Genomic DNA, 13,926 nt, shown 5'->3' on the forward strand with positions numbered 1-13,926 from the left:
CTCCCCGCTCCGAGCAAGAAAGGAACTTGCGTGAAGATCACCGTACTGGGCCGAGGCAACGTCGGAGGCGGCCTCGCCGACCTGTGGACCGCGGCCGGGCACACCGTCACCTCGCTGGGCCGCGACGGCGGCGACTGCACCGACGCCGATGTCCTCGTGGTCGCCGTCCCCGGCGACAGCGTCGCCGACGCACTCGCCCGCGTCACCGGCATCGCCGGCAAACCCGCGATCGACGCCACCAACGTCTACGGCCCCCGCGACCCCGGCCACGAGTCCAACGCGCACCTCGTCCGGTCCCTCACGGGCGGCCCGGTGGCGAAGTCGTTCAGCGCCAACTTCGCGTCCGAGTACGCCAAACTGAGGGCTCAGCCGACCCGCCCGGGCAATCTCGTGGCCGCGGAGCCGGAGATCCGCGAGCTCGTCGACCAGCTCAACCGCGACGCCGGTTTCGAACCGGTCCACGTCGGCGGGCTGGAGATGGCCCGCAACATCGAGGACATGGCCCCACTGCTGATCGGGATCGCCCAGAACGGGACCGGCCCGTACTTCTACCGGGTTTCGCCGACCACGGCGTAGCCGCTCCGCCGAAGCTCACCGCTCGACCTCACGACGTCAGAGGTCGAGATTCGGCGTGGATCAGCCGTGGAACCCGTCGCGGGCGTGGCCGCGCAGGTGCTCCAGATCGAACTCGATCCCCAGACCCGGCCCCGGTGGCAGCTTCAACCGGCCACCACCGTTGTCCAACGGCGCAGTCAGGAACCGGTTGTAACTACCCAGGTCGTAGCGGCTGGACTCGATCCGGTAGAAGTTCGGCACCGTCACCATCACCTGCCCACCCGCCACCAGATTCACCGGCCCCGCCGCGTCGTGCGGCGAGACCGGCACGTAGTACGCCTCCGCCATCGTGGCGATCTTCTTCAGCTCCGAGATCCCACCGGTCCACGTCACATCCGGCATCACGAAATCCGCCAACCGGTTCTCCAAGACCGGCACGAAGTCCCACCGGGTGTGCAGCCGTTCCCCCACCGAGATCGCCACCCCCACCCGCTCCCGCACCTGCTGAAGCGCCCGATAGCTCTCCGGCGGCACCGGCTCCTCATACCAGTGGATACCCCCGACCTCGTCCAACGCCTGACCGATCCGGATCGCGGTCGGCACGTCGAACCGGCCGTGCGCATCGATCAGCAGCTCCACATCGGGCCCGGCCGCCTCCCGCACCAGCGCGGTCAGCTCCATCGCCTGCCCCACCTCGGCCCGGCTCATCGCCCCGTCGAGATACCGGTCATCAGCCAACGGCACACCCGGCTTGCTCGGGAACGGATCGAACTTGATACCGGTGTGGCCCGAGTCGACGATCCCCCGGATCTCCTCCACCACCCCGTCCCGGGTCGCGAACCGGCGCTGATCCGGATGCGTGTAGATCAACAGGTCGTCCCGGACCCGGCCACCCAGCAACTCGTGGATCGGCAGGCCGAGGACCTTCCCGCGGATGTCCCACAACGCGATGTCCACCGCGCTCACCACGTTCGTGCCCGCCCCACGACTGCCCATGTAGGTGAACGCCCGGAACACCTTGTGCCAGATGTCCTCGATCCGAGCCGGATCATCCCCCACCAGCAGGTCACTCACCTGCCGCACCATCCCCGCCACCGCCCGGTTCGCCGTCGGCGTCGTCGTCGTGATCTCACCCCAACCGCTGACGCCCTCGTCCGTGCGCACCTCCACGAACAAGTACTCACCCCAACCGGTGCCCTCCGCCCCGACCAACCACGGAACCACCTCGACGATCTTCATCTGTCTCCTCACTCGGTTCAGACCACTGACGTCGTGACATCGGCCGTCCGCTCGAACGCCGGATCGAGCGCGACACCCCAGCCCGGGGAGGTCGGCGCCGGCACCGCGCCGTCGACGACCTGCAGGACCGGTTCGTAGACCCCCCGGGTCCACGGGGTGTGCTCGATGCTCCATTCCTGGTGCTGGGTGCAGGCGGGCATGGCCGCTGCCAGGTGGAGGGTGAACACCTGCATCAGCGAGTCGTTCGCGCAGTGCGGGGTGCACGGGATACCCGCCGCCTCGGCGAGCACGGCCACCTTGCGGGCGCGCGACACACCGCCGATGTAGCCGATGTCGGGCTGGACGATGTCGACGGCACGCTGGGCGATCATGCGCTGGAACTGCGGCAGCGAGATGTCCTGCTCCCCACCCGACACCGGGATGTCGAGCGCCGCCGCCACCTGCGCGGTCTGTTCCAGCTCCGGGAACGGGCACGGCTCCTCGTAGTGGAAGTAGCCGTGGTCCTCCAGCATCCGGCCGACCCGGATCGCGCGACCGACGGAGAAGCCGCCGTTCGCATCGGCCGAGATGGCGACGCCGTCACCGAGCACCTCGCGCACGTGCGGAACGATCCGTTCGGTACGCCCCGGCGCCGCGTCCGCGTCACGGCCCATCGCCGCCCCGACGCGGATCTTCACAGCGCGGAAGCCCCGTTCGGCCACGAGGCCGGCGAGCCGCTCGGCCTCCGCCTCCGGGGTGATCCCACGCTGCATGCTGGAGGCGTACATCGACACGGACTCGCGGGCGTGCCCGCCGATGAGCTTCGCGACCGGCTGCCCCGTCACCTTGCCCAGGACGTCCCACAACGCCGTGTCGACCCCGGCGAGCGCGCGGTGCAGGAAGCTGCTCGGGAACTTGTAGTGCACCCGCACGCATTCGTCGACGAGCGTCTCCACGTCCCACGGGTCCTTGCCGAGGAACAGCGGCGCCACCATGGTGTGCAGCACGTGAGCGCTGATGGCCGCTTGGTAGGGCGCGGTCTGGCCGATACCGACCACTCCGTCGTCCGTGGTCACCCGGACCACGGCGAGCTGCTCCCGGACCAACGTCTCGATCCGTTGGATCTTCACGAGGCTTCCCCCGATCTCGGTTCGACTAGGATCCCCGGGTGGCGAAGGACCGGGTGACCATCCGGGACGTGGCGGCCCGAGCGGGCGTCTCGGTGGCAACGGCCTCGAAGGCGCTCAACGACCGCTACGGGGTCGCCTCGGACACCGTTCGCCGGGTCCGGGAGGCGGTCGCCGAGCTCGGCTACGAGTCGAGCCTCGTCGCCCGCAGCATGCGCATCGCGCGCACCGGCGTGATCGGCGTCCTCGTCTGGGACATCGGGCCCTACAGCGCCGAAGTGCTCAAGGGCGCGGCCGCCGCTGTCCGCGACACCGACTACGAGCTGCTCGTCTACGCCGCGGTGGGGCGAAGCGCCGACCGCATGGGCTGGGAACACCGCTACCTGCCCCGACTGTCCGGCACGCTGATCGACGGCGCCGTGCTCGTCACACCCACCGTCGAGACCACGCCCGGCTCCACGCCCGTCGTCGCCGTCGACTCCCGCATCGGCGGCGAAGGTCTGCCCGCGGTCGACTCCGACAACTTCGCGGGCGCCCGCCTGGCCACGGACCACCTGCTCGGGCTCGGGCATCGTCGGATCGGCTTCCTCGGCCGCCCGCCGCGCGAGCTCGCGTCCGCGCAGCAGCGCGAGCACGGCTACCGCGCCTCGCTCGCCGCCGCCGGTGTGCAGTTCGACCCGAGCCTGGTGCACGCCGGCGGCTACGGCGCCACCGACCACCAGGACGCCGCCCGCGCGCTCCTGGAGCTGCCGGACAGGCCGACGGCGATCTTCGCCGCCAACGACGTGTCGGCGATCGCCACCGTCGACGTCGCGCTCACGCTCGGCCTGGACGTGCCGCGTGACCTCTCGGTGGTCGGGTTCGACAACGTCCCGGAGAGCGCGCTGTGCCGGCCGGCGCTGACCACGGTCGAGCAGCCCTTGCAACTGATGGGGCAGCGCGCGGTGGAGATGGTCCTCGCCCTGCTCGCGGGCGACCGGCTCGCCAACCCGCACCTGCGCCTCCCCACGCGCCTGATCGTCCGCGGTTCCACGGGCGCTCCGGCACCGGCGACGCCCGACGACGCCGCGGGCGTTCACGCTCGACCCGCCTCCTGACGGACCACGTGGTAGGGCTGGTTCGCCAGCGTCTCGTCCAGTCCCGGCACGATCCAGGCGTCCCCGTCCGCGTGCCTCATCGTGAAGAAGTACGCCAGCGGGTAGGGCGAGTCGGTGTAGTCGCCCGGCACGGTCGCGGTGAGCCGCCCGTCGCCGCCCATCTCGACCGTCCGGTAGTGCTCGCCCTGGTTGAGGTGGCGGTAGTGCAGCACGACGGTCCCGTCGAACGGGCCGTCCGGCTCCGCCGTCAGCACCACGTCGGCAGCCGGGCGGAACGCGGCAGGCGGCACGTGGCGCAACCCCGGCCGGGCGACGGCCGGGATCGCCGCCACGCGGACCGCGACCCCCTCGGCGGGCGGTGCGGCGAGGGCGGCCTCGTGCTCGAGCTCCAGCGCGGCGAGGTCCTCCTCCACCGCGGGCACCCGATCCGCCCAGTGCCCGTGCTCGGCAACGCGATCACCGAAGGTGAGGTCGGGGCGGTAGACGCCGGTCGTCACGTCCGCCACGGCGGCGAACGCGTCCCGGGCCGCCCGGTACGCCCCGACCGCGTCACCCAGGTGCTGCGGGTCCTTCGTGCGCTGGAAGAGCGCGTACGCCAGACCGGCGCGCATCTTCCCGGCGAAGAACCGGCCGAGCCCGGCCTGTGCGGTCACGTCCACCGCGACCCGGCGGAACGCCGGTGCGTTGGCGTCGGGGCTCACCGCAACCGCCTGCTGCAGCGCACGCTCGGCGTCGTCGGAGAGCCGCTCGAGCCACGTCGCCACCTCGGACGGCCCGTACCGGCCGCTGCGCCGCCCGGCGAGCAGGTCGTCGGCGTGGTCGTCGATGCGGTCGAAGAGAGCGGGATCGAAGGGGCTGGCAGCACCGAGGGTGCCGGGCTCCGGGGTGTCGAAGTGGTAGTGCCACGAGCTCGTCCCGCCGGCCAGCGGCATGTTGAGGTACATCTCGGGCCAGTAGTAGTTGTTCGACGCGCTCGGCCCGTGTGCGACGGTGACCAGCGGGAGCACGCGGCTCGCCGCCCCCAGCGCCGCCTCGAGGTCGGACGCGGCCGCCCCGTACTCGTGCTGCAGGAACCGCCGCCACACCGCGGGGTCGGCGTCGGGGTCGTAGAGCAGTCGGCCCCACAGGCGGTAGGTGTAGCGGTACTTCGTCCAGGGGTCGCCTGCCAGCCGCAGCTCGGGGTCGAGGTACGGATCGCGCCCGCCCGGCTCACCACTGGTCTTGCGGCCCTTGAACGACAGCGGCTCGCACAGCTCCGCACCCAGCGCGCCGCCGATCGTCGAGAGGCGGCCGAACCCGGCCGCCAGCACCGGGTCACCCCACAGCAGCAGGCGCTGGGTGCCCGGCCAGATCCGGAAGAGCAGGTCGTAGTCGCGGTCCTCCCGCAGGAAGTCGCCGTAGCCGTAGCGCGTGAACCGCCGCTGGTGCCGGGTGATCGACTTCAGCCCCGTACCGGGTTCCTCCGTCGGCTCCTCGAGCGATCGCACCGAAACCTGGTGGTAGGGCAGGCCGAGGTGCTCGGCCCAGTACTTCGCCGACACGACGACCGACGCCCCCGTCCCGCGGGCCACGTCGACCAGCCCCGCGTCGACCCCCTTGGCGTGCATGTCGATCTCCAGTGGGCGCCCGACCCGCGACACCGCCCCCATCACCGTGCGCCAGAAGTCGTGGCCGGGCTCGGGCACGCCGCCCTCGTAGTGCACCCGGAACGTGAGCCCGTCGATCGCGGGGCAGGCGCGCAGCAGGGCCTCCAGACCGGCGGAGGCGTACGCGGCGTGGTTCTCCGGCGTCACCCCGATGATCGGGTACCGGGGTTGCGGGCTCTCCGGCATCTCGTAGGCGTGGTTCCAGAGCCCGAGCTGGAAGTGGATGCCGCGCCGCTCCGCCTCCGCGCTCACCCACTGCAGGGTCTCGAGGTTGCGCGCGCGCTCCTCGTCCGAGACGCCGCCCGCACGCACGTCGTAGCCGGGGACGTCGACGAGGAACGGGTAGGCGAAGCAGAGGTAGTTGTCCCGGACGTTCAGGTCGTAGGAGTAGTTGTACTGCATGCCGAAGGCGAGCTGCAGCCGGTTGACCCGGTGCGTGGCCAGCTCGGTCAGATACTCGTCCCAGAACGCGCGGTCGTGCAGCCACGGCGTGTCCTCGACGTCGCTGACGAAGATGCGGCTCACGCTCCGCACCGGCGTCGCCGGGACGCCTTCCTCGGGCGCGGTGGCGAGCAGCGCCTCGAGCGGGTCGGCGGCGAGTGCCGCGACGTCGGCGAGGTCGAGCACGGCGTAGGCGAGGCCGCGCCCGTCGCTGCCCGCCACGCCGATCGTCCGGGGTCGGTCAGCGGGGCGCGTGACGGAGAACGACTCCCGTGTCCCCGACGCCCCGCTCCCGCCGAGGGCGAGCGAGATCCGCAGCGGCTCGCCGGGCACGCCGCGCCCCACCGGCTCCCGGACCACGGCGATCCCGCGCCGGGTCAGGACGTCCACCAGGTGCTCGACGGCCCAGCGTCCCGTCGGGCTGGCGCCCACGTCGTCCCCGGCCTCGATGACGACCGGTGCTGCGGAGTGGTGCTCGTCGGGCTGCTCGCCCATCCGTCTCCTCACTTCCCGGGCGGGCGCTCAGCCCTCGAGCCCGTCCACCGTGATGCCCTGGATGAAGTAGCGCTGGGAGATGAGGAAGATCAACGGCCCGAACAGGTCGTTCCAGGTCCCTCGACGAGCGACGTTGAAAACGTTTTCGCACTGGATGAGCACGCGCACGACGGCGGACACGAAGAGGTTCCTTCCGACAAGCGGAAAGCTGGTTTCGACAGACGGTAGGACTCGTGAGCGAGACGGTCAAGAGCGAAGGGGCCGGCCTGCACCCCCGCACTTCACCGCCGGATCCGACGTCGGGTCGGGGTGGTGCGAGACGATCCTGAGATCGGCGATGCCGCTTCCCACGGCTGAGCGCTCAGCGGCAGCGGAGCGCCTCCTCGGCACATTGTGCGTACCACCGGATCCCGCAAGGGTGAATCGGCACCGCCGCCTGCCGCCACGAGCATCCGGCACAGTGCCCCGTGCCGTCGTCGACGTGCAGCCGCAGCAGCTCGGCGACGAGCGCCGGCCGTTGCTCCATGAAGTCGATCACGTCGAATGTCCCCCCAGCGGTCACACGCTGATCTTGGATGCCCCGAGCCACGCGGCGATGTCCCAAAGCAACGATCCCTCGATCGAGTGACACGGTCACTGGGCCGGGGGTTGCTTCGGGTGCCAGTCGAGGCACACGACCGTGGCGTCGTCGCTGATCTCGCCGTTGCACGACTTGGTGACGGCCCGGGTGATGTGTCGTACGAGCTCGGGAGGCGCGAGCTCGTGGTGCTCCGCGAGCAGCGCGGCCAGCCGGCGATAGCCGAACTCCTGCTCACCTCGCTGATGGGCCTCGGTGATGCCGTCGGTGAGCAGCAGCAACCGGTCCCCCGGTTGGAGCGCGATCGGGTGAGTCGGGTAGTGCGTGGCGCCGAGCAGCCCGAGCGGCAGCTCGGGCGGAACGAGGAGTTCGCTCACCGCGCCGTCCCGCACCAGCAGCGGCGGCGGGTGACCGGCGTTGAGGATCGTCCCGACGCCGGTGTCGACGTCGAGTTCGAGGATGAGGCCGGTGACGAAGTCAGGGCCGGGGAACTGCTCCACCAGGTGCCGATTCGCGGTCTCGGCCTGCTCGACGATCGAGCAGTGCGCGCGGCGGGCGTTGCGCATCGCCGTGCAGGAGAGGCTGGCCAGCAGCGACGCGCGCAGCCCGTGGCCGGCCGCGTCGCTGACGGCCACGGTCAGACAATGGGCGCTGACGGCGTAGTCGAAGTTGTCCCCGCCGATCTCGTACGCGGGCTCCAACGCGCCCGCGATGGAGAACGCCGGCAGCTCGAAGGCCAGGCTGGGCAGCAGCTCCCATTGGATCTCCGCAGCCAACCCCAGCTCACGCCTGCGGCGCAGCATCTCGAACCGGTCGGTGTAGCGGCGAGCGCCTGTCAGCACGTGCCCCAGGACGCGAGCGACATCCTCGAGCACGTCCAATGTTGCCCCGCCGACGTCGTCACCGGGCAGGGTGACAGCGAGGACCCCCAGACGCTCGGCACGGACCGACACCGGGAGGTAGACCACAACCGCGGGCCCGGGCGCACCACGATCAGCAGCACCGACCGCGGCAGTATCAGCGGAACGTTCCACGACGGCGGTGACGCGGCGCTGCTCCCGGTAGGACACACCCGCAGCGCTGTGCACCAAGTCCTGGGACAGGATCGGCGCAGTGGCGGGGTCCACCGCCACCGGCTCCAGACTCGCCTCGGCGTAGTCCGACAGCAGCACGACGCAGCCCTGCGCCGACACCCGCCGGGCCAGCCATCGTGAGCAGACATCAACCAGCTCGCTCGGCGGCGCTCGATCCAGATCTCTCAACAGCGCGCCGACGCCGGGCCGAGCAGTCGCCGCATCCCTCATCACCGCGGCCACCCTGCCACCCCCGCCACCGTCACGCGACGGCCCACAGCGAGTCACCGCGTCGACCTGTCCCCGGCCCGCTGGAGCTCGAGCTGTCACAGCCGGCCGCACCGAGACCTCAGCGATGCTTGCCGTTCGCGGTTCGCGTGTGGGTCCGCGCACGTCGGGTATGTCCAACAGACCCCCGACCCGCCCTCGGGCCGATACCCGGGCCGAGATCCAGATCATGGCTGCGAGAGCCCGAGCAGGCTTCACCGGCGTGGTCATGTTGCACAGATCGTCACGACATCCGCCCACGTCGATCACGACAGAGTCGTCTCGCCGTAGGCGCCAGGAGGAACGTCATGGGAATATTCCGCTACGCGGTCGCGGCCGGAATCGGCTACTACGCGGGTCAGCCCGAGGGACGTCGACAGCTGACGACGTTGCGACGGCGAGCAGCCGAGCTCGCTCGCAGCCCCGAGGTGCGACGGCTGCGCGAACGCGGGTGGGACCTGGCCGGTGACGCGGCGCTCGCCACGAGGAACGCCGCCGCGAAGGCGCGGCGGGCTCGCCCCGATTCGGCGGCGACCGCCGATCCCGGCGCCGGGACGGAGCCGGCCGACCTGGACAGGCCGGTCGGCTTCAACGGCACGACGGTCGCCGAGGACTCCAAGGCCGTCACCCTCGGACTCTCGGCGCCCCCGCTGGCCGCCCGCACCGGGCCAGCGGCTCCGCCGGAGGACCGGGTATGAGTGCGATCGACCGCCCGCGATCCTCGGCTGTCACCCACCGCAGGCGCTGGCATTCGTTGTAATCGCGGTATCGACAGAATCCGCTCTCCGCCGGCGGTTGGGTTCCGGCTTCGTCGGCGCCGGCCCGCAGGTGGGCGTCAGCGGCGAACTCGACCGGCACCGTGGCCCACCTCGTCGAACGGGCCGACGTCCACCATCAGCCGGTCCGGATACGACACGAGTTGATGGCGGGGCACCTGGTCTGCGCCTCCGGGCCGGTCGTAATCTGTCGCCCGAACGACCGTGGGGTGGCAACGCCACCGCCGGTACGGACACTGAGGAGAGAACATGCCCGAGGGCACCGTGAAGTGGTTCAACGGCGAGAAGGGCTTCGGCTTCATCGCCCCCGACGACGGCGGCAAGGACATCTTCGTCCACTACTCGGCCATCGCCGGCAGCGGATACAAGTCGCTGGAGGAGGGCCAGCGGGTTTCCTTCGAATCCAGCCAGGGCCAGAAGGGGCCGCAGGCGGACAGCGTCCGCCCCATCTGACCACGAGTTTCACTCGACATTCCCGGCCGGCCGCGCGCTTCGGGCGGCGGACCAGTACTGCCCGCTCACCCCGGCGTCCTGACGGTCGATGCCCCGCTCACCTGGTGCGTTCCCGTGAGGAGGGCACGCACCTGCGCCCCGATGACGAGTTCCTCGCGGCTGTGGACCACGAGGGTGCGGGCGGGGGCCGTGCCGGTGCTGACGTCGGTCTCGCCGTCCGGATCGGCGGCGGCGTTGGCGTGCTCGTCGACGGCCAGGCCGAGGAAGCCGAGCCCTTCGACGGCGCGCCGACGCAGATCCGGGGCGCGCTCGCCGATGCCACCGCTGAACACGAGCACGTCGAGCCCGCCCAGGGCGGCCGCCATCGCCGCGACCGCCGCGCGGAGCCGGTGCAGCCAGACCTCGACCGCGAGCGTGGCATCCGGTCGCCCGGCCCGCTCCCCCGCCAGCACGTCGCGCATGTCCGCGCTGCCGGCGAGCCCGGCCAGCCCGGACTCGCGGTCGAGCGCCCCGGCGACGTCGGCGGCGGCGAGACCGGCTGACTCCACCAGCCACGACGGGACCGCCGGGTCCAGGTCACCGCTGCGGCTGCCCATGACCAGGCCGGCGGTCGGGGTGAAACCCATCGTCGTGTCCACCGACCGGGGCCGGTCCCCGTCCCACGCCACCGCGCAGGCCGAGGCGCCCGACCCGAGGTGCGCGACGACCGTCCGCAGCCCGGGACCCGCGAGGACGGCGGCCCGGCGCGCGGCCCACTCGTGCGCCAACCCGTGGAACCCGTAGCGGCGCACCCCGAGCTCGTCGCGCCACCGGGCCGGGATCGCGTACGTCGAGGCCGCGGCCGGCATGCCGGCGTGGAAGGCGGTGTCGAAGCAGGCGACGGCCGGCACCTCCGGAAGAGCCGACCGGGTCGCGCGGAGCGCGGCCAGCGCGGGTGGCTGGTGCAGCGGGGCGAGCGCGGCCAGCTCGTCCAGCTCCGCCAGGACCGCGTCGTCGACGAGGACCGGTCCGTGGCGGTGCGGGCCACCGTGCACCACCCGGTGGCCGACGGCGTCGATCCGCCCCAGCCCGTCGAGGGCCTCCTCCAGCGCCCCGGGCTCCGGCCGCCCCCGGTCGGCGGAGAGGTCAGTCCGGTGGACGAGCGCGTCGCCGTCGAGCAGGCGGACCTTGATGCTGCTCGATCCGGCGTTGACGATCAGGACCCTCATCGGGCGGTCCACTCCCAGTTCCGGACGTCGGGGGCGTCCTCGCCGGTGTGGCGGGTGTGGTCGCGGCAGCGCAGCCGTTCGTCGAGCATGTGCTGGCGCAGCGCCGCGTACCGCACCCCGAGGCCCGGTACCCGGTCGATCACGTCGGCGACCAGGTGGAACCGGTCGAGGTCGTTGAGCATCAGCATGTCGAAGGGCGTGGTGGTGGTGCCCTCCTCCTTGTAGCCGCGCACGTGGAGCCGCTCGTGGTTGTGCCGGCGGTAGGTCAGGCGGTGGATCAGCCACGGGTATCCGTGGAACGCGAAGATCACCGGCGTGTCCGGCGGGAACAGCAGGTCGTACTCGCGGTCCGACAGCCCGTGCGGGTGCTCGGTCGGCTCCTGCAGGCGCATCAGATCGACCACGTTGACGACCCGCACCCGCAGCTGGGGCAGGTGCTCGCGCAGCAGGCTCACCGCGGCGAGGGTCTCCAGCGTGGGCACGTCACCGCAGCAGGCCAGCACGACGTCGGGTTGCTCACCGGCGTCGCTGCTCGCCCAGTCCCAGATCCCGATCCCGCGGCGGGCGTGCGCGACGGCCGCGTCCGGGGCGAGCCACTGCGGCGCCGCCTGCTTGCCGGCGACCACCACGTTGATCAGGTCGCGGCCACGCAGGCACTCGTCCATCACGGCGAGCAGCGTGTTGGCGTCCGGCGGCAGGTACACCCGCACGATCTCGGACTTCTTGTTCACCACGTGGTCGATGAACCCGGGGTCCTGGTGGGAGAACCCGTTGTGGTCCTGGCGCCACACGTGGCTGGTGAGCAGGAAGTTCAGCGCCGCGATGGGGCGCCGCCACGGGATCCGCCTGCTCACCTTGATCCACTTGGCGTGCTGGTTGACCATCGAGTCGACGATGTGGATGAAGGCCTCGTAGCAGGTGAACAGGCCGTGCCGGCCGGTGAGGAGGTAGCCCTCCAGCCAGCCCTCGGACAGGTGCTCCGAGAGCACCTCCAGCACCCGCCCGTGCGGGCTCTGGTGCTCGTCGGTGGGCAGGATCTCGCCGGCGAAGAGCCGATCGGTCACCTCGAACACGGCCTGCAGCCGGTTGGACGCCACCTCGTCGGGCCCGACCAGCCGGAAGTTCGACGGGTTCGCGCGCACGACCTCGCGCACCCACTCGCCGAGCACCCGGGTGGCCTCCGCGGTCACCGCGCCGGGCCGCGGGACGGCCACCGTCTGCTCGCGGAAGTCGGGCAGCCGCAGGGGCTGCAGCAGCTCCCCGCCGTTCGCGTGCGGGCTCGCGCTCATCCGGCGGGTACCGGTGGGCGCCACGCCGTCGAGCTCGGTGGCCGGGCGGCCCTCCGGGTCGAAGAGCTCCTCGGGCCGGTACGAGCGCAGCCACTGCTCCAGCTGGGCCAGGTGCTCGGGGTTGTCCCGCACGGCCGCGAGCGGCACCTGGTGCGCCCGCCAGGTGCCCTCCACCGGTAGCCCGTCGACCGTGCGGGGACCGGTCCAGCCCTTCGGGCTGCGCAGCACGAGCACCGGCCAGCGCGGCCGCTCCGCCGGCTCCCCACGGACCGCGCCGGCGCGGATGTCGGAGATCCGGTCGACGACCCGGTCCATCGCCTCGGCCATGCGGGCGTGCGCGGCCATGTGGTCCGAGTCGGCGTCGACGTCCACGACGAAGGGCTCGTGGCCGTACCCCTCCAGCAGCGCCAGCAGCTCCCGCTCCGGGATCCGCGACAGCACCGTCGGGTTCGCGATCTTGTAGCCGTTGAGGTGCAGGATCGGCAACACCGTGCCGTCGGAGACCGGGTCGAGGAACTTGTTCGCGTGCCACGACGCGGCCAACGGACCCGTCTCCGCCTCACCGTCGCCGATCACGCACGCCACCAGCAGGTCGGGGTTGTCCAGCGCCGCCCCGTAGGCGTGGGCCAGCGAGTAGCCCAGCTCCCCGCCCTCGTGGATCGAGCCCGGCGTCTCAGGAGCCGCGTGGCTGGGGATCCCGCCCGGGAACGAGAACTGCCGGAAGAGCCTGCGCATCCCGGCGCCGTCCCGTGAGACGTCCGGGAACCTCTCCGAGTAGGCGCCCTCCAACCACGCCGACGCGACCACGGCGGGCCCGCCGTGCCCGGGCCCGGTGACGAACATGGCGTCGATCCCGCGCTGCACGATCACCCGGTTCAGGTGCGCCCAGAGGAACGTCAGACCCGGGGTGGTCCCCCAGTGCCCGAGCAGACGCGGTTTGACGTGCTCAGGACGCAGCGGCTGCGCCAGCAGCGGGTTGTCGAGCAGGTAGATCTGCCCGACGGACAGGTAGTTCGCCGCGCGCCACCACGCGTCGAGGCGGTCGAGCTCCGCCTCAGAGGCCTGCTCGGACGTCGCGGCGGTGCCGCCGCCTGCTGTGATCGTCATGCGAGGAGCTCCCGGGATAGGCGGACGTCGCTCGGCTCCAAGCCAAACAGATCATGGCCGTCCCGGCAGGGCCGAACGGCCCGCGATCGAACGCCGATCGCCGCCGACGACCTCGCGTGCTCGTCGCTTCGCCGACGGCGCAGGGTCCAGGCGGACGCCGGAGACGAACGCGGCCATCCCGCGTCCGAGTACCGCGCCGATCGCGACGAGCAGCACCGCCACCGCCGAGAACGCCAGCAGGGCGATGCCCAGTAGCAGACCGCAGACGATCGAACCTGCACCGCTCACCCGCCACATCACACGCCACCTCCGGTGATCCGTCGCCGGGATCCGTCCCTCCGGTCCTCGGCTGTTCCGCTTCGCAGCGGTCCACCGAGGCTCGCCCCGATGGCCGGCCCGGCGTCAGGTGCGCACGACCCTCGCTCCCCCGGCCGTTGGACCCCGACACACGCAGCGAGCACAGTCCGACCGCGTCCTGGCCGGCGAGGATGCGCCCCGGTCCCGCGCGCACCTCCGCTACGTCGCGCTCGAGGTCGTGAAGGCCGCCGTCCTCGTGGCGCTGGGGCGCTGAGCGCGCTCGCCTGATCGGGACCAAGG

At 71.8% G+C, this 13,926-nt stretch carries 13 protein-coding genes; 4 read left to right on the plus strand and 9 right to left on the minus strand.

Going from position 1 to position 13,926, the window contains the following annotated elements:
* The first annotated feature begins 30 nt into the window (after positions 1–30).
* Positions 31–576 (plus strand): NADPH-dependent F420 reductase, encoded by a 546-nt coding sequence (locus FB388_RS19985; RefSeq protein ID WP_142103719.1) that lies wholly within the window; start codon positions 31–33, stop codon positions 574–576.
* Between the two features lie 60 nt (positions 577–636).
* Here FB388_RS19985 and FB388_RS19990 read toward each other — a convergent pair whose 3' ends face one another.
* Positions 637–1,794 (minus strand): mandelate racemase/muconate lactonizing enzyme family protein, encoded by a 1,158-nt coding sequence (locus FB388_RS19990; RefSeq protein ID WP_142103720.1) that lies wholly within the window; start codon positions 1,792–1,794, stop codon positions 637–639.
* A 17-nt stretch (positions 1,795–1,811) separates the two neighbouring features.
* Positions 1,812–2,903, minus strand: a complete 1,092-nt coding sequence (locus FB388_RS19995) for a mandelate racemase/muconate lactonizing enzyme family protein (RefSeq protein WP_142103722.1) — start codon at positions 2,901–2,903, stop codon at positions 1,812–1,814.
* Positions 2,904–2,941: 38 nt separating this feature from the next.
* Here FB388_RS19995 and FB388_RS20000 point away from each other — a divergent pair, with 38 nt between their 5' ends.
* Positions 2,942–3,997 carry a LacI family DNA-binding transcriptional regulator gene (locus FB388_RS20000; RefSeq protein ID WP_246122206.1) on the plus strand — a complete coding sequence of 352 codons (1,056 nt, stop codon included), beginning with the start codon at positions 2,942–2,944 and terminating at the stop codon, positions 3,995–3,997.
* Here the strand turns inward: FB388_RS20000 and FB388_RS20005 are convergent.
* From FB388_RS20005 to FB388_RS20015, 4 genes are all read right to left on the minus strand, one after another.
* Positions 3,976–6,579, minus strand: a complete 2,604-nt coding sequence (locus tag FB388_RS20005; protein WP_142103724.1) for a hypothetical protein — start codon at positions 6,577–6,579, stop codon at positions 3,976–3,978. The genes FB388_RS20000 and FB388_RS20005 overlap by 22 nt on opposite strands.
* 27 nt (positions 6,580–6,606) lie before the next feature.
* Positions 6,607–6,759 (minus strand): hypothetical protein, encoded by a 153-nt coding sequence (locus tag FB388_RS39490; RefSeq protein WP_170225744.1) that lies wholly within the window; start codon positions 6,757–6,759, stop codon positions 6,607–6,609.
* Between the two features lie 181 nt (positions 6,760–6,940).
* Positions 6,941–7,141 (minus strand): hypothetical protein, encoded by a 201-nt coding sequence (locus FB388_RS20010; protein WP_142103725.1) that lies wholly within the window; start codon positions 7,139–7,141, stop codon positions 6,941–6,943.
* Between the two features lie 71 nt (positions 7,142–7,212).
* Positions 7,213–8,349, minus strand: a complete 1,137-nt coding sequence (locus tag FB388_RS20015; protein WP_170225745.1) for a PP2C family protein-serine/threonine phosphatase — start codon at positions 8,347–8,349, stop codon at positions 7,213–7,215.
* 455 nt (positions 8,350–8,804) lie between these two features.
* Here FB388_RS20015 and FB388_RS20020 point away from each other — a divergent pair, with 455 nt between their 5' ends.
* Both FB388_RS20020 and FB388_RS20025 read left to right on the plus strand, forming a co-directional pair.
* Complete coding sequence (locus FB388_RS20020) at positions 8,805–9,194, plus strand: hypothetical protein (protein WP_142103728.1); 390 nt, start codon at positions 8,805–8,807, stop codon at positions 9,192–9,194.
* A gap of 327 nt (positions 9,195–9,521) precedes the next feature.
* Positions 9,522–9,725 (plus strand): cold-shock protein, encoded by a 204-nt coding sequence (locus FB388_RS20025; RefSeq protein WP_142103729.1) that lies wholly within the window; start codon positions 9,522–9,524, stop codon positions 9,723–9,725.
* A gap of 65 nt (positions 9,726–9,790) precedes the next feature.
* Here FB388_RS20025 and FB388_RS20030 read toward each other — a convergent pair whose 3' ends face one another.
* Genes FB388_RS20030 through FB388_RS20040 form a run of 3 tightly spaced genes read right to left on the minus strand, consistent with a single transcriptional unit; the run spans position 9,791 to position 13,617 of the window.
* Positions 9,791–10,933, minus strand: a complete 1,143-nt coding sequence (locus FB388_RS20030) for an acetate/propionate family kinase (protein ID WP_142103731.1) — start codon at positions 10,931–10,933, stop codon at positions 9,791–9,793.
* Entirely contained in the window at positions 10,930–13,329 is a 2,400-nt protein-coding gene (locus tag FB388_RS20035) for a phosphoketolase family protein (protein WP_142103732.1), read from the minus strand. Before FB388_RS20035 ends, FB388_RS20030 begins: the two co-directional genes overlap by 4 nt.
* Before the next feature lie 51 nt (positions 13,330–13,380).
* Positions 13,381–13,617, minus strand: a complete 237-nt coding sequence (locus FB388_RS20040) for a hypothetical protein (RefSeq protein WP_142103734.1) — start codon at positions 13,615–13,617, stop codon at positions 13,381–13,383.
* Between the last annotated feature and the right edge of the window lie 309 nt (positions 13,618–13,926).

This window comes from Pseudonocardia cypriaca (assembly GCF_006717045.1).
Classification (GTDB): Bacteria; Actinomycetota; Actinomycetes; order Mycobacteriales; family Pseudonocardiaceae; genus Pseudonocardia; species Pseudonocardia cypriaca.